The following is an 18774-nucleotide window of genomic DNA, read 5'->3' on the forward strand; positions in this document are numbered from 1 at the left end:
CCCGCCAAGCCCCCCGAACGAAGCGAAGCCTAGAACAAAAAGCCAGCAGAGAACACCTGCTCACTCATCCAGATATTCTGGTCCGCCACGCCCTTGTAAACCGGCACATTCTTCAGCGCGCCATACGCAAACTTTTGCGTCAGCTCCACATACACCGTCTTGTAGACCCGGTAACGCAAACCCACTTCCACGCCGGCCGTCCAGCCGTTGATCTGCCACCAGTCCTTGCTGGAGGTGCAGCACACGTTTTCATTCTTAGGCCCTACCTCGTTGGCATTGCCCAGGATGGTGTTGTCGGCGTGCGGCAGCAAGATGCCGGCACCTGCGCGGCTGATCAATTGCAAGTCACCGGGCTGTTGCTCGGGTCCATGCAAATGCTGCAGCCACACGCCGTTGATCATGATGTGGTTCAAACCGTTGTGCAGCGTGTAGTTGAAGTTCTGCGCATTCAGAACCATGTCGCCGTTGTAGGGCTTGTTGTTGATGGTGCCGCTGACGTTGGCCGTCTGGTTCAGGTCGGTGTTGTACTTGCTGTGGTCCAGCGAGAACTCGATCGCGAAGGTCTTCTCCGGGTTCATGAACCGGCCCACCCGCACATTTTCTTGTGGGTTGGTCAGGTCCAGCTTGAACAAGGAACTGAACGTGTCCGCAAAGCTGGACGGAAAGTCGCTGGCCGTAGCCTTGTTCACCGTGAAATCATTGCCCAGGCTGGGCTGGGACACATGGATGTCCGACGGTGCGTACTGCTGGCGGCTATAGCCCCACGAGAAATACCAGTTGCCGTCTTCCTTCAGCGCGCGGTCGATCTTGGCGCGCTCCACGCTTTGGGGCGAAGCGGCATTCGCTGTGCTTGCAGCAGGCGCGGCCGGCGCTTGCGCTTGCGCCAAGGCCAGGGAATAGGGCAATACGGAAAGGATCGCGGCGGAGAGAAGGCGCTGGGTGAATCGTGTGTTCATGGGTGGTATGCAGGGAATACGCCAATTGTATTGGCCCTGCCTATTGACCGGCTTAGAGTGTCAGTACCGAACATCCGGTTGTTTGACGTGCCTCAAGGTCTTGGTGCGCCTGTTGCACGTCTTCCAACGCATAGCGCTGGCCGATATGAACCTTGACCTGGCCGCTTTGCACCACCGCAAACAGGTCATCGGCCATGGCCTGGGTGCTCTCGCGCGTGGCAATGTGCGTGAACAGCGTCTGACGCGTCAGGTACAACGAACCCTTGGGGCCCAAGATACCGGGCGCCATGGGGGCCACCGGGCCGGAGGCATTGCCAAAGCTGGCCATCAATCCAAAGGGTGCCAGGCAGTCCAGCGATTTGTCCCAGGTATCCTTGCCCACCGAGTCGTAAACCACCTTCACACCCTTGCCGCCGGTGATCTCCTTAACCCGCGCCGCAAAGTCTTCTGCTGCGTAATTAATAGCAAACTCCGCACCATTGGCGAGGGCTAGCGCACATTTTTCCTTAGAGCCTGCCGTTCCGATCAGGCGCAGGCCCAAGGCCTTTGCCCACTGGCAGGCGATCAGGCCCACACCACCCGCGGCGGCATGGAACAGCACAAAGTCGCCCGCGCTCAGCCCGCCCTGGGGCAGGGTCTTCTTCAGCAGGTATTGGGCCGTCAGGCCCTTGAGCATCATCGCCGCAGCGGTTTCAAACGAGATGGCGTCCGGCAGCTTGCATACGCACTTGGCGGGCATCACGCGCAGGTCGCAATAAGCCCCGGGCGGTTGGCTGGCATAGGCTGCGCGGTCACCCACTTGCAGATGGGTCACGCCCTCACCCACTGCCTCCACAACACCGGCGGCCTCCATGCCCAATTGCAGCGGCATGGGGTTGGGGTACAAGCCGCTGCGTTGGTAGACGTCGATGAAGTTCAGGCCTACGGCCTTGTGGCGGATGCGGATTTCGCCCGGACCGGGCTCGCCCACTTCGACCTGCACCAGTTTGAGCTGTTCTGGGCCGCCGTGTTGGTCAATGCGAATGGCTCGGGACTGTTTGCTGTGGCTCACGGTGCGGTCTCCTGCGGTAGATGGTGGCATGCCCAACACGGGCGTAGTCACCATAGTGCCACGAAACGTATACCCCTCAGGCATCGCCAGCAATGTGCAAGCCTTGGCCTAGTACAGTCCCGGCATGACCCAACGCCTGACACCTACCGCCGCTCTGCTGCTGACCATACCGCCCATGCTGTGGGCGGGCAATGCGGTCGTGGGGCGGGTGGTCAGCCCGTTGATCTCGCCCATGGCACTGAATCTGCTGCGCTGGACCTTTGCCTTTGTGCTGCTGTTGCCGCTGGCCGGCAGCGTGCTGCGACGCGACAGCGCGTTGTGGCCGCAGTGGCGCCGCTTTGTGGCACTGGCACTGCTGAGCACCAGCGGCTACAACGCACTGCTGTACCTGGCTCTGACCACCTCGACGCCGATCAATGTCACGCTGGTGGGGGCCAGCACGCCGGTGTGGATGCTGCTGATCGGCCGCTTCTTCTTTGGCACACCGGCATCGGGCCGGCAGATGCTGGGGGCCGTGCTGTCGATTGCCGGCGTGGTGTTGGTGCTGTGCCGCGGCCAATGGGAGCTGCTGCTGGGCCTGCACTTGGTGGCCGGTGACCTGTGCATGCTGTTGGCCAGCATGGCCTGGGCCTACTACAGCTGGATGCTGGCACACCCCACACCGGAGTCCGCCTCTATCCGTGCGGATTGGGCGGCGTTCTTGCTGAGCCAGGTGGTGTTCGGTCTGGGCTGGTCCCTGCTGTTTGCCGGAGGGGAATGGATGCTGGGTGCCGCCCGTCTGCACGTGGGTTGGCCATTACTGGGCGCACTGTTGTTCATCGCTGCAGGGCCCGCCGTGGTGGCGTATGCGACCTGGGGTGCGGGCGTGTCCCGCGCGGGACCGGCGGTGGCAGGCTTTTTTATCAACCTCACTCCCTTGTTCACCGCGCTGTTGTCCGCCGCGTTTTTGGGCGATGCGCCGCAACTGTTTCACGCGCTGGCGTTTGTGTTAATCGTGTCGGGCATTCTGCTGTCCTCACGGCGATAGCAGTGCCTGCAACTGCTCCACCGGCGCCGGCCGGGCGAACAGATAGCCTTGGTACAGCTCGCAGCCGTATTGGGCCAACAAATCCTTCTGGGCTTGGGTCTCCACGCCTTCTGCCATGACCTCCAGGCCCAGGCTGCGCGCCATGCCCACAATGGTTTGCACGATCAGCCCGTCGCTATGGCGCACACCCAGGTTGTGCACAAAGGACTGGTCGATCTTCAGCTGGCACAGCGGCAGGCGCGTCAGGTAGGCCAGTGACGAATAGCCGGTGCCGAAATCATCCAGCGAGAAGCGTATGCCGTGCTCCTGGAGCTGGCCCATCTTGGCGATGCAGTCATCCACCTTGTCCAGCATCAGAGACTCGGTCAGCTCCAGCTTCAACAGGTGGGGCGCAATACCGGAGACCTGCACAATGTCGGCCACCGTGGAGACGAAGTCGGCCTGGCGGAATTGGCGCGCACTGACATTGACCGAAAGCTGCAGCGCCCCCAGCCGAGGATCGCCCTGCCACCCCGCCAATTGCTGGCAGGCCGTGTGCAACACCCAGGCACCCATGGGCAGTATCAGTTCGCTCTCTTCGGCCACCTCGATAAAGGCACCCGGTGCCAGCAGACCGCGTTGAGGATGGCGCCAGCGCAGCAAGGCCTCGGCGCCAACCACCTGGCCTTGCAGCGAAAACTGCGGTTGGTAGTGCAGCTCAAATTCATCGCGCGCCAGCGCCGCACGCAAATCCACCTCCAACTGTGCACGGTCGCTGATGGCAGCCTGCATTTCGGGGTCAAAAAAGCACAGCGCATTACCGCGCTGGGCCTTGACCTGGTACATGGCAATGTCGGCCTGCTTCAGCAATTCGGCCGCGTTGTGCTCTTCGGTCGCCCCAAACAGCGTCGCGCCCAGGCTGCAGGTGCTGCGATAGGGGTGCTCGCCCAGCTGGTAGGGCTGGTCCAGCGTCAGCAGCATCTCTTCACCGATGTGCTGGGCCACTTTGGCGGCCTGGGTCTTGTCGGTGGACAAATCCTTGAGCATGACGACGAACTCGTCGCCCCCCAGCCGGGCCACGGTATCGGCATCGCGCACGCTGGACTTCAGGCGGTGAGCCACCTGTTGCAGCAAGAGGTCACCCACCTCGTGGCCCATGGTGTCGTTGACCAGTTTGAAGTGGTCCAGATCCAAAAACAGCAGTGCGCCCCATTGACCCGAGCGGCCAGCCGCCGCGGTGGCCTGCGCCAGCCGGTCCAGCAACAAGCGGCGGTTGGGTAGGCCAGTCAGCGCATCGTAGAAGGCCAGTGTCTCGATCTCGGCGTTGGCACGGCGCATGGCCGTGACGTCGTGGTAGGTGATGACCATGCCGCCCTCGGGCGTGACCCGTTCGGTGATCTCGATGTGCTGGCCATTCGGCAGTATCTGCTCGTGCGGTATCGAACTGGTCAACTGCGCATACAGGCGCTGCTCCACCCACTGGGCGTGCTCGGCCTCAGAGGCACCCGGCAGGTGGTGCTGGGACGCCATCTCCAGCACGCGCCTGAAAGGCAGCAGCGCGGCCATGCTGCCGCGCATCCAGGGGAATATTTCCTCAAAACGGCGGTTCCACTGCACCACCCGCTGCTCGGCGTCGAGCAGCACAAAGCCGCTGACCATGGATTCCAGCGCCTGGTCCAGCGTAACCTTGGACTGTGCAATGGCCAACCGCGCGGCCGCTATGCGGTTCAGGTAATCGACAACAAAAGCGCCTATGGCCAGCACCAATACAACAAAGAGCAGTGCTGCCGCCGACAGCACATTGCGGTCAAAGCGCCATTTGGCCAACGCCGCATCGATGGGGATGCTGGCCGATATCCACAGATCCCGGTACAGCAGGGGCCGGGACACGACCAGCGCGGGCACATCGCTAAGGCGCGCATGGGTCAACGCCCCAGCACCTCCGGCTGCAGGCGTGTTCAGGCCAGGGCTCAGTGGCTCCGGCTTGCGGGCGTCCTGGTTGGGCACGCCCAACAGCAGTTGCCCGTTGCCCCGCTCCAGCGTAATCTCCAATCCGACAATGTCGGTGCCCTGCATCAGCACAGTGGTCAGCATCGCCGTGGGCACCTCGGCCACTGCCAACAGATTGCTGCCGTCCGCCATACGGATGTAGCGGCCGAAATACAGCACACGCTCCAGGCTGGCCGCACTGTCCACCGGTCCGCTGAGCACCAGTGTGGACATGGGCTGCGCCAGGGCCTCATTGATAAAGCTCTGCGGCAATTCACGTGGCATGTTGCCACCCGCCGGCTCAGACGACGCGAAAACGCGACCCTTGTCGTCCACCAGGGCCACATAACGCACAGTCAGGTTCTGGCTGGCCGCGTTGCGCAGCAGATGGCTGGCGGCGTCAGCGTCCACCCATTGCGGCACGGTATTGGAAAGTCCTAAAAACTCGTCGGTACCGGCCAGCAGCACGTCAATGCCCAGTAGCGAGCGGTTGAATGCAGCCTCGGCGCCGGCCATGAAACGGGTGGCCTGGGCGCGGCTGTCGGCCAGTGCCCGTTGGCGCGCATTCCAAATCTGGTAGCTGGCGCCCGCGGCGGTCACCGACAGCAATGTGGCAACCAGACTCCAGACTGTGAAACGGATACGCGCCGGGGTGGCAACTATCATGGGCTGGCGGTAAGGGCGATATTGCGCGCAGGGCCAATGGTCTGGCCCCAGATTTCACCGCAACGTGGGCCGCAGCGCTTCAGCCAGCGCGGCAGCACCGAGGTAGTGAAGATCTCCTGGCGCCGACGCTCGTCCTGCGCCGATGGCGGCACCAGCACCATGGAGCCCTTGCGCCCCGCCGTGCAGGCACCCTGGCCGGTATTGCAAGCAATGCCTTCGGCGGTGTCACGTTCAGACTCTTGCCAGATCGAGGCCTCCAGCTTGGGCAGTTCGCGCCGCAGCAGGGCCCGCAGGTCGGGTGGCAGCGCCTCCCACGCGGCGCGGTTGGCGGCAAAAATGGCCAGTCCCCAGTTCAGCGGCATCGCGTACAAATGGCTGGTCAAGGTCTGCAGGCCCAAGGCATTGCCCGACATCGTGCCGGTGATGGCGCACTCCACGTTGCCGTTCTGCAAATTGCCCACCAATTCGCTGAACACCACGTTGACCGGCACAGCGCCCACCGCACCGACGAAGTCCGCCTGCCCCACCGAAGAGACGCGCACCCGGCGTCCGGCTAGTTCAGCCAGCGTCGTCAGCGGCTTCTTGCAAAACACCACCTGGGCCGGATAGGTGTAGATGGCCAGCACTTCAATGCCCTGCTGCTCCCGCATGGTCTTTTCCAGATAGGGCCTGAAAGCCGCCACACTGGCTTTCAGGCTCGCGATATCGGGGTTCAACCCGGCCAGATCGGGCGCGGTGTATTGCAAGTATTGCGCGGCCAGGGAACTGAGCAAGGTCGTGCCAAACGGCACCACACCCAGTTGCAGCAGGTGCAGCATTTCGGCGGCCGGCACGCCGGCACGGTCAAAAGGGAGGATGTCTGCGCTGAATTTGCCACCGCTCAGCCGGGCCAGTTCAGTGGCCCAGAACGGCTCTTCCCAGCGGGTGAACTGGCTGACACCGGCCAGGCCGCCCACCACGCGCAGCTTGTACGGGGCCGCGGCGGCTGCCGTAGCCGATCCCTGCGCCAAGGCCGGTGCCACACCCAGCAGGAGTGCGCAACTGCTCAGCAGGCAAGAGAACAACCAACGTCGAATTTGGCACGGTGTTTGCATGTACGGCCGCTTCTGAGTCCGGTTTACCCGCGTCGCCGACGCAGGATGGGGATTGCGGCATCATTATTGACCAGTTCAATCCATGCCGTGGCCCGAATACACTTTAGGCATTGATCCATACCCGGATTGAATTTGACGGTTGTCCCCATCACCGGGATACTTAAGCCACGCGGCGTTGGACGGCGCGACCGCAGGTACCCCAAACACTACACCAAGAAGGCCACCATGCTCAAATCCATTTTTGTCTCTGCCATGCGGCGTCCTGCGCCGCTGGCCATTTGCGGTTCGCTGATGTGCTTGGCGTCCATGGCACATGCAGGCGCCACCTTGGACCACATCCGCGCCACCGGGAAAATTGTGCTGGGCCACCGCGAGTCGTCGGTCCCGTTTTCTTATGTGGATGCGGACAAACACCCCGTCGGCTACGCGCTGGACCTATGCCAGCGGCTGGCCGAGGCCGTACGCAAAAAGGCCGATATGAAATCCATCAACATTGAGTATGTGATGGTGAGCCCCAGCAACCGCATCAGCATGGTTGAAGAGGGCAAGGTGGACATGGAGTGCGGCTCCACGACGAATAACGCCGAGCGGCGCAACAAGGTGGCCTTCACCGTGCCGCACTACATCACCGGCGCCCGTTACATGGTGCGCGCCGACGAACCCGCGACCGACATCGTGGGTCTGGAAGGCAAGCGCGTCGTGTCAACCAAGGGCACGACTCCATTGAAAGCGGTGGAGCGCGCCAACCGCGAGCGCGTGTTGAACCTGGTGCTGCAAGAGGCGCCCGATCACGCCAAGGCCGTGGAGATGGTCGAGAAGAAGGAATCCGACGCCTTCGTGATGGACGACGTGCTGCTCTTCGGCCTGATCGCCAGCCGCCCCCAGCCCGAGAAACTCAAAGTCATCGGCAAGTTCCTGACCGTGGAGCCCCTGGCCATCATGCTGCCCAAGGGTGACCCTGAATTCAAAGCCATCCTGGACAACGAGATGAAACGCATGATCGTGTCCAAAGAAGCCCAGGCCATTTACGACCGCTGGTTCATGAAGCCTATCCCGCCGAAAAACACGCCGTTGAATTTGCCGATGAACTATTTGCTGCGGGACTTCTGGAAATACCCCACCGACCAGGTTCCGGGCGTGTGACCCCGGTTATTGTCAGTACGTTCCCGGGTACGCCCCACCATCGGTCAGCACATTCTGGCCATTGATGTAGCCGGCCTGCTGGCTGCATAAAAATGCGCAGATCGCACCAAACTCCTCAGGCGTGCCAAAGCGGCGGGCCGGGATATTCTGGCGCCGCGCATCGGCCAAGGCCTCTACCGATTGGCCTGTCTTCTTGGAATTGGCGGCCAGCATGGTCTTGATGCGGTCGGTGTCAAACACACCGGGCAGCAGGTTGTTGATGGTCACGCCCTTGGCCGCCAGGCCACTGCGCGCCACACCGGCCACAAAGCCCGTCAAACCACTGCGCGCGCCGTTGGACAGGCCCAGCACATCGATCGGCGCTTTCACCGAGCTGGAGGTGATGTTGACGATGCGACCAAAGCCACGCTCAGCCATACCGTCCACGGTGGCCTTGATCAGCTCAATGGGGGTCAGCATATTGGCGTCCACGGCCTTGATCCAGTCCTCGCGGTCCCAGTCGCGGAAATCTCCGGGTGGTGGCCCGCCCGCGTTGGTGACGACGATGTCAAACTCGGAGCGCATAGCAAACACAGCGGCCCGACCCGCCTGCGTTGTAATGTCCTGTGCGCAAAACAGCACGCTAGCCCTCGTGGAATGGGTATAGTTCGCTACTAATTTCGCAGCAGACGCGGCGAGTTGCTCTTCTCCGCGCGCAACGATCAACACGTTGACGCCCTCTTGCACCAGAGCCTGCGCGCACCCCAGACCCAGGCCCTTGCTGGCACCACAGACCAGCGCCCACTTACCGGCGATTCCCAAATCCATATTGATTCTCCTGCGATGGTGTTGCCAAACTGCGGCGATAGGGCTGATGATACGCAGGCCATGGCACGCAAACCTCCACTGCCCCCCTCCCTCAAGCCGTTTGCGGCCAAAGTGAGCACGCCCGAGTTGGCGTTGGGCCATATCCGCAACGGCGACCACGTATTCATCGGCACGGGCTGTGCCGCGCCGCGCGGCCTGGTGCAGGCGCTGGAGCAGATGCGCAGCCCGCCGGCCGACTTGGAGTTGCTGCACTTCTTCACGGTCAACGCCTTTGGCCACGACGCAGAGGGCCACAGTACCACGCATTTCCGGCACCGCGTGTTCTTTGTCGGTAACGACATGCGCGCCGCCATCAAACAGGGCCTGGTGGACTACGTGCCCATGTCTGTGGCTCGCGTGCCCGAGATGATCGCGCTGGGCCGCATACCGGTGGACGTGGCGCTGGTGCAAGTGTCCACGCCCGACGCCTTTGGCTATGTCAGCCTGGGTGTGTCGGTGGACATCATTCCCGCGGCTATGGCCCGCGCCCGTGTCGTCATTGCCGAGGTCAACCCGGCCATGCCCCGTTCCATGGGCGACTCCACCGTGCACATCAGCCGCATCCACCACCTGGTGCCGGTCAACACACCGGTCACCGAGTTTCAGCGCATTCCGGTGCAGACGGAAGACGTGCAGCGCATTGCGCGCTACATCGCCGGCATCATCGACGACGGCTCCACGCTACAGATCGGCCTGGGTGAGGTGGCGCACGAGGCGCTGCAGTACCTGACCGACCGCAAGGACCTGGGCGTGCACTCGGACCTGATATCGGATGCCATCCTGCCACTGCTGCGCAACGGCAACCTCACTGGTGCCCGCAAGACCGACAAGCCCTTCAAGATTGTGGCCAGCATGGCCATTGGCTCGCGGGCCTTGTATGACCTGATTGACGGCAACCCGCTGTTCAGCATGGAACCGGTGGACGCAGTGTGCAGCCCCGCCGTCATCGCAGCCCAGTACAAGATGGTGGCGATTGCGCAGGCCTTCTCCGTGGACCTGACCGGCCAGGTCTGCATAGACCAGTTTGGCGGAGAGTTCTACAGTGGCATTGGCAGCCAGGGCGAGTTCTTGCGCGGTGCCTCGCGCTCGCCGGGCGGTAAACCCATCGTGTGCATGAACTCCACCACCGAGGACGGCACGCAGTCGCGCATACGCCCCTCGCTCTTGGCGGGCGAATCGGCCACCATCGCGCGCACCGATGTGCACTACGTGGTCACCGAATACGGCATCGCCTACCTGTTTGGCAAATCGATACGCGAGCGGGCCACGGCGCTGATCGAGCTGGCGCACCCGCAGTTCCGCCCCGAGCTGTTTGCCCAGGCCCAGGCGCTGGGGTACCTGAGCGCGGACCAGACGCTGCAAAACCTGCGTGCCTACCCGGTGGAAGAAGAAATCACGATCCCGCTCAAAGACGGCCGCACGGTGATGCTGCGCCCCGCCCTGTCCAGCGACGCCCAGGGCATACGCGATCTGTTCCACCACCTGAGCGAGGCCGATGTCTACACGCGGTTCTTCCGCCATGTGCGTGGCCTGTCGAACGCCGAGGTGCAGCGCCTGTGCAACGTGAACTACGAGAGCGAGGTGGCTTTTGTCGCCACGGCGGGCTCGCGTGAAGAGTCGCTGATCGTCGGCCAGTCCTGCTATTTCGTCGACCCCACGGCCAACCTGGCCGACACCGCCTTCATGGTGCACCCCGAGTGGCAAGGCTGTGGCCTGGGCACGGCACTGCAGGCCTGCATGGTGCGCCACGCCAAGAAGCGTGGCCTGCGGGGCTTTGTCGCCGATGTGCTGCCGGGCAATGCCCGCATGCTGCGCCTGGCGCGCAGCGGGCCATCGACCGTGCAGGTCGAAAAGCACGAGGACTCGGTGCACCTGACGCAGTGGTTTTAACCGCCCGCAGGCTCCAGGCGCATTGCGACGCATGCAAAATGTTGCGTATGAGAAAGTCCGTTCAAAAGAGTGGAAACGCCCTGCGAGCCTGGGTGCGGCTACCCTCGGGACGGCGAATTGATCTGCGGGATCCGACTTTCGCCGATGTGGATGACACGGACCTCTCGCTAGGTCTGGCCCGTACGTTTCGGTGGGGTGGTCATTCTGTGTGGCCACTCCCCATGTCGGTTGCGCAGCACTCCTTGTTGGTTCTGCAGATACGCCGATCACAGAGCCATCTTGATCCCGATGCCGAGTTGCGCGAGCTACTGCACGATGCCGAGGAGGGGTTGCTGGGCTTTGATCCTATTTCTCCGCTCAAGCCCATTCTGGGCGACGGATTTCTAGCCCTGCTGGATCAAATGCAACGCGTGCTTTTTGCAAGGTACGGTGTGTCCTGGTGGACCAAGGAAGAGAAGGTAAAGCACAAGAAGGCCGATGTCCTGGCCGCTGCCAGTGAGGCGATTCACGTGGCGGGATGGAGCCGTGAAGAAGTTCAAACGGTTTTGAATATTCAGGAGACACCTCTGGTGGACGACCCTTTGATTGCTGTGTTCGGGGGAGTGCCCTGGGAACCGTGGAGCACCGAGGTTGCGAACACCCGTTTCCTGAAGGAACTACACAAGATACTGATGTCCCGACAGGACTAGGCGTGAAGTGTCATGTGTCTTTCATGGCAGCTGAGATTGCGGAGGCTTGCGTGGGGCGCACCATGCGCGCTACCTCCTGCCCATCGCGCAGTACCACAACCGTGGGCCAGAGCTTGACACGGTAGCTACGGCCAAGAGCCCGTCCTGGGCCGTCTTCAATCTTGACGTGACGCCAATGTGGATGCTGTGCGAGGACCTCGGCCAACGCAGGATCGGCAGCGCGGCAGTGGCCGCACCAATCGGTACCGAATTCGAGAAGAACCAGGCCCCGCGATGCCTCGACCTCCGCCCGGGTCGGTGCTTCAGTTTCACCAAGGTATGGTTTGGATGCGCGCATGCCCTGATTGTGGCGCAGGCAGTCCGCCCGCGTGAGAGTGGCAAAATTCCACTGGAATAACCTTCGTTGCTTTGTAGGAATCAGCCATGTCCGTACGCCCGCCGTTCATCCGCAGCGCCTCGCAAGTACAAGAAAACACGCACGTTTATCCGCAGAGCACGGAGCGCTTGGGCCCCGTCCGACGTCTTGGCAAGGAAGCTGGGCTCGAGCGAATTGGAATCAATATTCAGCGCCTGCCCCCGGGGACGCGTTCCTCATGGCCGCATGCAGAAGAAAATGAGGAGGAGTTTGTCTATGTCATTGAAGGCGAGGTAGACGCGTGGATCGACGGCGATGTCTACCCGATGCAGCCTGGTGATCTAGCGGCATTTCCTGCAGGCACTGGCATTTCGCACTGCTTCATCAACAACAGCGAAAGAGAGGCTCTATTGCTTGTTGGAGGAGAGGCTCCGAAGCAGGGCAGTAGAATTTTCTACCCCTTGAATCCATCGCGCCGCTCGGACATGAGCGAATCGAACTGGTGGACCGATGTTCCTGAACGCAAATTAGGCCCACACGACGGTCTACCAGATGGCACCCGCAGTGCCTAATTCCAACGTCCGCCTTCTACCCGGAGGCTAGCAACTCAGCTCCCGACGCGTTGAATGTCCGTTTGATTGTTCGCAATCCAGCAAGGATCTCTTTGCAGATTGCCCCTTTTTCCCGTGTGGCTGGCGGCCTACAGTCCTGGTACTGATTGCACTCGCTTCCTTACCCAGGGACCCACACATGAACTCTCTCGCCTTTCGCCCCATGCATATTGTCTGGTTGGCCATATGCCTAGGGACAGCGGCCCAGGCAGGCCCAGCAACCTTCACCAAGCTGGAGGCCTTGCAAGGGTCTGCAGAGACTGCGGGGGCCCTGGTGTACCGCGGTGACACGTACACCCAGGGCACGCCTGCGGGAGCCCCGCTCTTTCGCTACGAGCGCCGCGTGCTGGCCCATCCCAGCGGATTGGCTGCAAGCCACATCACCCGCGATCCAGCTGGGCGCGTGATCATCGTCGAGTGGGCACAGGTCTCGCCCAGCTACGAGACCCAGCGGTTTGAGGCCACCAACCAGCAATTCGGGTATTCCGGATCGGTCCAGATCAGCAATGGCGGTCGCCATCTGGAATACGAACTGAACGACAGCGGCAAGCTCAGCACGGCGTCTGAAGACGTTTCCGACCCGGTCGTCTGCGGGCCCTCCTTGTTTGGTTTCATCCTGAAAAACTGGGATCCACTCATGGCTGGCGCAACACTGCCCGTGCGCATGCTGGTGCTCAAAGACAAGACCAGCTATGGCTTCGATCTGAAGTTTGAAAAGCTGGCCGATAAGAAGGCCTCGTTCACCGTCACTCCCAGCAGCTTTTTGATTCGTATGGCGATAGCGCCACTACGGGTCGTTTTTGACGCCAGCACCAGGACGGTGGTTCGATACGAAGGTCGGGTGCCCCCAATGGAAAACGTCTCCGGCAAGCTCAAAGACTTGGATGCCCGCGTGGAATACACGTCCATATCCCCGGTCTACCGTTGATAGCCGTCACCAGAGTCTGAAGCCATGAGCACACTCTTCGCCGCCCTGCACCATGCTGCTGTACTGATACTGTTGGTCTGTGCGCTGGTCTGCATCCACCAACTCAGGCACCAACTCACTTGGCCGAGTGCTCGCCTCTTGCGTAGGATTGACATCATCAATGGAACCGCAGCCACGCTGGTACTGGTGGTCGGACTGGTGCGGGTCTTCTACCTGGAGAAGGGTTCGGCCTACTACTTCAGCAACGGCCCTTTCCTGGGCAAGCTCGCTTTCTACGGGCTTGCCAGCGTACTGTCTTTGGTACCAACTCTTGAAATGCGGCGTTGGCAGATTCCGCTCAAGAGTGGGCAACTGCCAATCGTGAGCAAGCAAAAACTGATCACACTGCGCGCCGTGGCCTATTTGCAGTTGGCCTGCCTTGCAGCAATGGCCATGTGTGCAAACCTGGCCGCGCGGGACACCGAGGTGCATTTCGGGTTTTGACTTCAGGTACCCTACTGCTGTTGCTTGATGGCTGCGAGCCAAGGGTCGTTCTGGTTTCCACCAAATGTTTCCACCAAAAAATCCAGAAAGGCCCGTGTGCGGGCCGGCACATGCTTGCGGGTAGGCATGGCCGCATACAGCTGCAAACTGCCACCGTGCCAGTCCGGCAGTACACGCACCAGGCGACCGTCTCGCAACGCGTCGGCCGCCACAAACGTTGGCAGCCCGGCTATCCCCATACCGGCCAATGCCGCTGCGTAAAGGACCTCCAGCTGACCGGTGGATATGACGGGTGCACGCAGGCCCACTCGGAGCATCCGCCGCGGTGCGCTGTGCGCACCACGCGTTGCGCGGAACAGCGTCAGCTCGCGCCGAACCGCAGCCACATCCGGAAGCAATCCGTCATGCTGGTGCAAGTCCTCCGGTTGCAGCGGTTGCCCGCACCGCTGCAGATACGCTGGAGCCGCACAGACGACAAAGGTTGACGCCGCGAGCGGCCGAACCACGAAGTCCCCCTGCAGGGCTTGCTGTCCTATCGACAGGATGGAAATGTCGAAGTTCTCATGGACAGTTTCAACCGGCCCAGACGCCGACAGCTCCAGCTGAATGGCAGGGAAGCGTTGTCGAAAAATCGGAAGGTGCTGGACCAGCTGATGGGTTGCAAACGCGGGTGGACACAGGACGCGCAAGGTACCACTCGGCGCGCTATTGTGGACGCTTGCTACGGCATCCGCATCGTCCAGCTCAGCCAATACGCGCTTGACGCGCGCAAGATAGTCTTCGCCGGCTTCGGTCAACGCGAGTTTTCGGGTTGTGCGATTCAGGAGTCTCGCCCCCAAATGGTCTTCAAGGTCGGACACAGCGCGGGTAACCACCGCAGGGGCAAGATCCAATACCCTGGAAGCCCCCGCAAAGCTGCCTTCGGCGATGACTTGGGCAAATACACGAAGGGCGCGGAGTTGGTCCATGCGACCATTTTTCCACATCCACCTGGAGCGGGAGCACGTCCTTTCCGAGTCATCACCCCATCGCAGCCATTCACCGGGAATCAGGGACGCGTTGCTCCGCACACACGTCGCGCACACAGCCACGCAGCCATTGGTGCGCAGGGTCGGCCTGCAGGCGTGGATGCCACAGCAAAGACACCGTGAATTCGGGCGTGGCAACCGGCAACGCGAAGCTGTGCATACCATCACGCAGATTGCCGGTGTGGCGTTCGGGCACGGTGGCAACCAGGTCGGAGGTCCGTGCCAGCGCAAGCGCGGCCGCGAAGCCACCCACCACCGTGGTGATCTGCCGCTCCAGCCCCAACAAACCCAGGGCATCATCCAACTGACCCTTGCCCAGGCCGCGCCGCGACACGGAGATGTGCGGACCGGCCGCATAACGCTGCGGCGTGATAGCGCCATGGCCGAGCGCGTGCCCCAGCCGCACCACACCGATGAATCGGTCGCGGAACAGGGCTTGCGTGCGCAACTCGGGGCCTTGTGAATCCCCCACCACGCCGGTCTCCATGTCGACCGTTCCATCACGCAGCGGCGCGCTGTCCTTGTCCAGTTTCTGTACAAAACACAGCCGCACGCCAGGCGCTTCACGGCCCACGCGGGCCAGCAAGGCCGCACCAAAATTCTCGACAAAGCCCTCGCGCGTACGCAGCGTAAAGGTCCGCTGCAGTTGCAGCAGGTTGATGGTCTCGGCCGGGCGCAGCACGGTGGTGGCGTCTTGCACCAGTTGGGCCACCCGCTCGCGCAGCTCCACGGCCCGGGGCGTGGGCACCAGGCCGCGCCCGGCCCGTACCAGCAGCGGGTCACCGGTGGTCTCGCGCAGGCGCGCCAGCGCGCGGCTCATGGCCGAAGGGCTGAGCCGCAGGCGCCGCGCGGCGCCGGCCACGCTGCCTTCGGCCAACAGCACGTCCAGCGTGACCAGCAGGTTGAAATCAGGGATAGACATGGGGTAACCATAGCGCAATTTGGCAATGACATGGCGTCAAACGCACGAATAAAGTGTAAATCGTGCGTCTTCCGCTTTGTATACCAAAGGCCTACGCTTCCGACAGCTCCATTGGGGGAGCCGAAAGAAACGAGGAATCCATGTTGAAAACACGCATTGCGGGCGCAGCCGCCGTAGCCGGTGGAAGCGCCGTCGCTTCGCCAAGCAGGCCCGCCATCCGCTGGGCGTTGGCCAGTCTTTCGCTGTCCATGCTGCTGTCCTCGCTGGGCACCAGCATTGCGAATGTGGGCCTGCCCACACTGGCGCGGGCGTTTGGCGCATCCTTCCAGCAAGTCCAGTGGGTGGTGCTGGCCTACCTGCTGGCCATCACCACGCTGATCGTCAGCGTGGGGCGGCTGGGTGACCTGGTGGGGCGCCGCCGGCTGCTCTTGGCGGGCATAGCGCTGTTCACGCTGGCGTCGCTGCTGTGCAGCCTGGCGCCCACGCTGTGGCTGCTGGTAGCCGCGCGGGCGGCACAGGGCCTGGGCGCGGCCACGATGATGGCGCTGACCATGGCCTTTGTCGCAGAGACCGTACCCAAGGACAAAACCGGCAGCGCCATGGGCCTGCTGGGCACCATGTCCGCCGTGGGTACCGCGCTCGGGCCGTCATTGGGCGGCGTGTTGATCGCCGGGCTAGGTTGGCAAGCGTTGTTCCTTGTCAATGTGCCGCTGGGCATGGTGGCTTTGTTGTTGGCCTCCCGTTACCTGCCAGCTGACCGCAACAAGGGTGGCAGCATCCGTTTTGACGCCATCGGTACGCTGTTGTTGGCATTGACCTTGGCGGCCTATGCGCTGGCCATGACCATCGGCCGCGGCCATTTCGGTGTACTCAACTCGGCGCTGCTACTGGTGGCCGTCGTAGGAGGCGGGTTGTTCGTTGTCGCCGAGGCAAGGGTGGCATCGCCCTTGATACGCTTGGCCGCGTTTCGCGACGCCGTTCTGAGCAGCAGCCTGGCCATGAATGTGTTTGTCGCCACGGTGATGATGGCCACGCTGGTGGTAGGCCCGTTTTATCTGTCCCGCGCACTGGGTCTCGACGCGGCCATGGTGGGCCTTGTGCTGTCGATCGGCCCCGCACTCTCGGCACTGAGTGGCGTCGTGGCGGGTCGTATGGTCGACCGCTGGGGCGCACCCGCGATGGTCGGCCTGGGACTGGTCGCCATGGTGGCCGGCTGCATTGCCCTCTCCGTGCTGCCGGGTCTGTTCGGCCTTGCGGGCTATGTAGCGGCCATCGCCGTACTGACGCCGGGTTACCAGCTGTTCCAGGCCGCCAACAACACGGCCGTCATGGTGGATGTGCCCGCGGACCAGCGGGGCGTCATTTCCGGTATGCTGAACCTGTCGCGCAACCTGGGATTGGTCACCGGCGCATCCGCCATGGGGGCCGTGTTCGCGTTCGCCACCCGGGCCGCCGACATCACGACGGCGTCGCCAGGAGCCGTGGCGCGTGGCATGCAGATCACGTTTGCTGCTGCCGCCGCGCTTGTCATCATGGCCCTCGCCGCGTCGGTCTTTGGCCGGGCGCGCGGCCAACGTGCAGAGCACTCGACACCATGAGCAAACGCAAGATGTCTACAAGCGCCTGCAAGTTCTGCACGGTCAGCGCCTGTGTACTCAGCCTGTGGGTCAGCGGCGGGTTGATTCCTGCACACGCTGGGCCGCCAGCCCCAGCGGCACCCAGCCAATGCGAAGGCACGCAGGGGCCGGGCGAGGAGGCACCGACACCCTTCGATCCCTATCCACTCAATGCCGCCGGTTGGGGGCCAGAGGTAGGCAACGGCCTGCAAGTCAGCCGCTGGGCTGAGGACTGGGCGGGTATGCGCGCGGCTGGCCATGCCCCACCGTTCAAGGCCAGGCCATTGGGCAATGCGGCGTCACTGACCCTCAGTGCCGAGGCCCGCCTGCGCTACGACGCCTACGCCAACGGGCAATTGACCGGCGGCAACGATTACCAGCAAGGCCTGTTGCGCGGCATAGTTGGCGCGGATCTGCGCGTCAACACCAGCCTGCGCGTCTATGGCGAGATCGCCACCGGCCAGGTCGATGGTCGGCGCAGCGCCGCCACCGCCAACTTCCAGAACGATGCGTCCTTGCAACAGCTGTTCATCGACGCCCGCAGGACCGTTGGCTCGGTGCTGGTGGGCGCGATGCTGGGACGCCAGGAGTTTGCCGATGGCCCCAAGCAGTTGGTGAGCCTCAGCGATGGCCCCAACCTGCACCGCAGTTGGAATGGCCTGCGGCTCTATGCCCATGGTGAAAAGCTGCGCGTGGGCGCCTTCGACCTGCGCGCGACACGGCTGGGAAGTGGATCCTTCGATGAAGAACTCAACCAGGCTGAGCGGCTGCAGGGTGTCAACGCCAGTGTGGTGGTGTTCAGCGGCGATGGGCCCAACACCTATTGGGACCCGTTCTGGATGCATAGTGAAAACCCCAGCTACCGCCTCGGAAACCGCATCGGCCTCGACACGCGCGACACCGTCGGCATGCGCCTATGGGGGCGGCGAGGCGATATGCGATTCGATTGGACGGCGGCCCACCAAAGCGGCCAAACCCTGGGCCGCGAAGTCGATGCCTGGGGCCTGTTCACCGTGCACAGCATGGCCCTTTCCAAAGAAGGCTGGAAGCCGCGCTTGACAGCACACATCGACATCGCGTCCGGCGGTGGCACCTATGGCACGGGAACAGCCAACGGCTTCAACCCGCTGTATGCCAGCTCCAATTACCTGGGCGAAGGACAGTTCCTCGGACTCAGCAACCTGTTGATGCTTGCACCGGGCCTCTCCGTATCGCCCACGCTGGGGAGCAATCTGGCCATCGAATACGGTCTTGCGCGGCGCTTCAACACGAACGACGCGGCCTATGCTGGCGGCCCGCGGGCGTATGCGGGCACGCAGAACGTGCCTGGTCAGGAGATTGGGGGCCTGCTGCGCATCAGCGCGAGCTGGTCCGCTACAAAGCACTGGACGCTGTTTGCCAACTACGAGCGCCTCACTGCAGGCGAAATGCTGCAGCGCGCCGGGCTGCCGTCTGGCCAGTACACCTATGTCGGTGCGACCTTCCGGTACTGAAAAAGTGG

General features: G+C 62.6%; 17 protein-coding genes. 9 read left to right on the forward strand and 8 right to left on the reverse strand.

Annotated features, from left to right (window positions below; genetic code table 11):
• Positions 1-29: 29 nt before the first annotated feature.
• Both AC07OO_RS03105 and AC07OO_RS03110 read right to left on the reverse strand, forming a co-directional pair.
• Complete coding sequence (locus tag AC07OO_RS03105) at positions 30-956, reverse strand: hypothetical protein (RefSeq protein ID WP_495080589.1); 927 nt, start codon at positions 954-956, stop codon at positions 30-32.
• 52 nt (positions 957-1008) lie between these two features.
• Positions 1009-2007, reverse strand: coding sequence for a quinone oxidoreductase family protein (locus tag AC07OO_RS03110; RefSeq protein WP_495080590.1), 999 nt, complete (start codon positions 2005-2007; stop codon positions 1009-1011).
• Between the two features lie 124 nt (positions 2008-2131).
• Between AC07OO_RS03110 and AC07OO_RS03115 the strand changes: the two genes are divergently transcribed.
• Positions 2132-3034, forward strand: coding sequence for a DMT family transporter (locus tag AC07OO_RS03115; RefSeq protein WP_495080591.1), 903 nt, complete (start codon positions 2132-2134; stop codon positions 3032-3034).
• Here AC07OO_RS03115 and AC07OO_RS03120 read toward each other — a convergent pair.
• The gene (locus tag AC07OO_RS03120) at positions 3023-5668 is read right to left on the reverse strand and encodes a bifunctional diguanylate cyclase/phosphodiesterase (RefSeq protein ID WP_495080592.1); all 2646 of its coding nucleotides are present in this window, start codon (positions 5666-5668) and stop codon (positions 3023-3025) included. The two genes, AC07OO_RS03115 and AC07OO_RS03120, sit on opposite strands and share 12 nt — an antisense overlap.
• Positions 5665-6762 carry a TRAP transporter substrate-binding protein gene (locus AC07OO_RS03125; RefSeq protein WP_495080593.1) on the reverse strand — a complete coding sequence of 366 codons (1098 nt, stop codon included), beginning with the start codon at positions 6760-6762 and terminating at the stop codon, positions 5665-5667. The genes AC07OO_RS03120 and AC07OO_RS03125 overlap by 4 nt, the downstream gene beginning before the upstream one ends.
• 252 nt (positions 6763-7014) lie before the next feature.
• Here AC07OO_RS03125 and AC07OO_RS03130 point away from each other — a divergent pair, with 252 nt between their 5' ends.
• Positions 7015-7905: an amino acid ABC transporter substrate-binding protein gene (locus AC07OO_RS03130; protein WP_495081764.1), complete on the forward strand. Its 891-nt coding sequence runs from the start codon at positions 7015-7017 to the stop codon at positions 7903-7905.
• A gap of 12 nt (positions 7906-7917) precedes the next feature.
• On the opposite strand, the gene AC07OO_RS03135 is transcribed toward AC07OO_RS03130, so the two are convergent.
• The gene (locus AC07OO_RS03135; RefSeq protein ID WP_495080594.1) at positions 7918-8712 is read right to left on the reverse strand and encodes an SDR family oxidoreductase; all 795 of its coding nucleotides are present in this window, start codon (positions 8710-8712) and stop codon (positions 7918-7920) included.
• Between the two features lie 60 nt (positions 8713-8772).
• Between AC07OO_RS03135 and AC07OO_RS03140 the strand changes: the two genes are divergently transcribed.
• Positions 8773-10641: a GNAT family N-acetyltransferase gene (locus AC07OO_RS03140; protein WP_495080595.1), complete on the forward strand. Its 1869-nt coding sequence runs from the start codon at positions 8773-8775 to the stop codon at positions 10639-10641.
• Between the two features lie 221 nt (positions 10642-10862).
• On the forward strand, positions 10863-11330 hold the full coding sequence (locus tag AC07OO_RS03145; RefSeq protein WP_495080596.1) for a phosphohydrolase: 468 nt from the start codon (positions 10863-10865) through the stop codon (positions 11328-11330).
• 10 nt (positions 11331-11340) lie between these two features.
• On the opposite strand, the gene AC07OO_RS03150 is transcribed toward AC07OO_RS03145, so the two are convergent.
• Complete coding sequence (locus tag AC07OO_RS03150; RefSeq protein ID WP_495080597.1) at positions 11341-11667, reverse strand: thioredoxin family protein; 327 nt, start codon at positions 11665-11667, stop codon at positions 11341-11343.
• Positions 11668-11753: 86 nt separating this feature from the next.
• Here AC07OO_RS03150 and AC07OO_RS03155 point away from each other — a divergent pair, with 86 nt between their 5' ends.
• From AC07OO_RS03155 to AC07OO_RS03165, 3 genes are all read left to right on the forward strand, one after another.
• A complete protein-coding gene (locus AC07OO_RS03155; protein WP_495080598.1) occupies positions 11754-12257 on the forward strand; it encodes a cupin domain-containing protein in 504 nt (167 codons plus the stop codon).
• A gap of 178 nt (positions 12258-12435) precedes the next feature.
• A complete protein-coding gene (locus tag AC07OO_RS03160) occupies positions 12436-13224 on the forward strand; it encodes a hypothetical protein (RefSeq protein WP_495080599.1) in 789 nt (262 codons plus the stop codon).
• Positions 13225-13248: 24 nt separating this feature from the next.
• The gene (locus tag AC07OO_RS03165) at positions 13249-13707 is read left to right on the forward strand and encodes a DUF2214 family protein (RefSeq protein ID WP_495080600.1); all 459 of its coding nucleotides are present in this window, start codon (positions 13249-13251) and stop codon (positions 13705-13707) included.
• A gap of 11 nt (positions 13708-13718) precedes the next feature.
• Here the strand turns inward: AC07OO_RS03165 and AC07OO_RS03170 are convergent, their stop codons facing one another.
• Both AC07OO_RS03170 and AC07OO_RS03175 read right to left on the reverse strand, forming a co-directional pair.
• Positions 13719-14675, reverse strand: a complete 957-nt coding sequence (locus tag AC07OO_RS03170; protein WP_495080601.1) for a LysR family transcriptional regulator — start codon at positions 14673-14675, stop codon at positions 13719-13721.
• A 70-nt stretch (positions 14676-14745) separates the two neighbouring features.
• Positions 14746-15657 carry a LysR family transcriptional regulator gene (locus tag AC07OO_RS03175; RefSeq protein WP_495080602.1) on the reverse strand — a complete coding sequence of 304 codons (912 nt, stop codon included), beginning with the start codon at positions 15655-15657 and terminating at the stop codon, positions 14746-14748.
• 140 nt (positions 15658-15797) lie between these two features.
• Between AC07OO_RS03175 and AC07OO_RS03180 the strand changes: the two genes are divergently transcribed.
• Positions 15798-17255 carry an MFS transporter gene (locus AC07OO_RS03180; RefSeq protein ID WP_495080603.1) on the forward strand — a complete coding sequence of 486 codons (1458 nt, stop codon included), beginning with the start codon at positions 15798-15800 and terminating at the stop codon, positions 17253-17255.
• Positions 17252-18766 carry an alginate export family protein gene (locus tag AC07OO_RS03185; RefSeq protein ID WP_495080604.1) on the forward strand — a complete coding sequence of 505 codons (1515 nt, stop codon included), beginning with the start codon at positions 17252-17254 and terminating at the stop codon, positions 18764-18766. The genes AC07OO_RS03180 and AC07OO_RS03185 overlap by 4 nt, the downstream gene beginning before the upstream one ends.
• Positions 18767-18774: the final 8 nt, after the last annotated feature.

The sequence above is a fragment of the Rhodoferax sp. GW821-FHT07G04 genome (assembly GCF_059418585.1).

What these genes read in the sequence shown, in the direction of transcription:
- AC07OO_RS03105 (WP_495080589.1), bottom strand. Translation starts at nt 956, where the DNA reads ATGAACACACGATTCACCCAGCGCCTTCTCTCCGCCGCGATCCTTTCC.
- AC07OO_RS03115 (WP_495080591.1), top strand. Translation starts at nt 2,132, where the DNA reads ATGACCCAACGCCTGACACCTACCGCCGCTCTGCTGCTGACCATACCG.
- AC07OO_RS03120 (WP_495080592.1), bottom strand. Translation starts at nt 5,668, where the DNA reads ATGATAGTTGCCACCCCGGCGCGTATCCGTTTCACAGTCTGGAGTCTG.
- AC07OO_RS03125 (WP_495080593.1), bottom strand. Translation starts at nt 6,762, where the DNA reads ATGCAAACACCGTGCCAAATTCGACGTTGGTTGTTCTCTTGCCTGCTG.
- AC07OO_RS03130 (WP_495081764.1), top strand. Translation starts at nt 7,015, where the DNA reads ATGCGGCGTCCTGCGCCGCTGGCCATTTGCGGTTCGCTGATGTGCTTG.
- AC07OO_RS03135 (WP_495080594.1), bottom strand. Translation starts at nt 8,712, where the DNA reads ATGGATTTGGGAATCGCCGGTAAGTGGGCGCTGGTCTGTGGTGCCAGC.
- AC07OO_RS03140 (WP_495080595.1), top strand. Translation starts at nt 8,773, where the DNA reads ATGGCACGCAAACCTCCACTGCCCCCCTCCCTCAAGCCGTTTGCGGCC.
- AC07OO_RS03145 (WP_495080596.1), top strand. Translation starts at nt 10,863, where the DNA reads ATGTCGGTTGCGCAGCACTCCTTGTTGGTTCTGCAGATACGCCGATCA.
- AC07OO_RS03150 (WP_495080597.1), bottom strand. Translation starts at nt 11,667, where the DNA reads ATGCGCGCATCCAAACCATACCTTGGTGAAACTGAAGCACCGACCCGG.
- AC07OO_RS03155 (WP_495080598.1), top strand. Translation starts at nt 11,754, where the DNA reads ATGTCCGTACGCCCGCCGTTCATCCGCAGCGCCTCGCAAGTACAAGAA.
- AC07OO_RS03160 (WP_495080599.1), top strand. Translation starts at nt 12,436, where the DNA reads ATGAACTCTCTCGCCTTTCGCCCCATGCATATTGTCTGGTTGGCCATA.
- AC07OO_RS03165 (WP_495080600.1), top strand. Translation starts at nt 13,249, where the DNA reads ATGAGCACACTCTTCGCCGCCCTGCACCATGCTGCTGTACTGATACTG.
- AC07OO_RS03170 (WP_495080601.1), bottom strand. Translation starts at nt 14,675, where the DNA reads ATGGACCAACTCCGCGCCCTTCGTGTATTTGCCCAAGTCATCGCCGAA.
- AC07OO_RS03175 (WP_495080602.1), bottom strand. Translation starts at nt 15,657, where the DNA reads ATGTCTATCCCTGATTTCAACCTGCTGGTCACGCTGGACGTGCTGTTG.
- AC07OO_RS03180 (WP_495080603.1), top strand. Translation starts at nt 15,798, where the DNA reads ATGTTGAAAACACGCATTGCGGGCGCAGCCGCCGTAGCCGGTGGAAGC.
- AC07OO_RS03185 (WP_495080604.1), top strand. Translation starts at nt 17,252, where the DNA reads ATGAGCAAACGCAAGATGTCTACAAGCGCCTGCAAGTTCTGCACGGTC.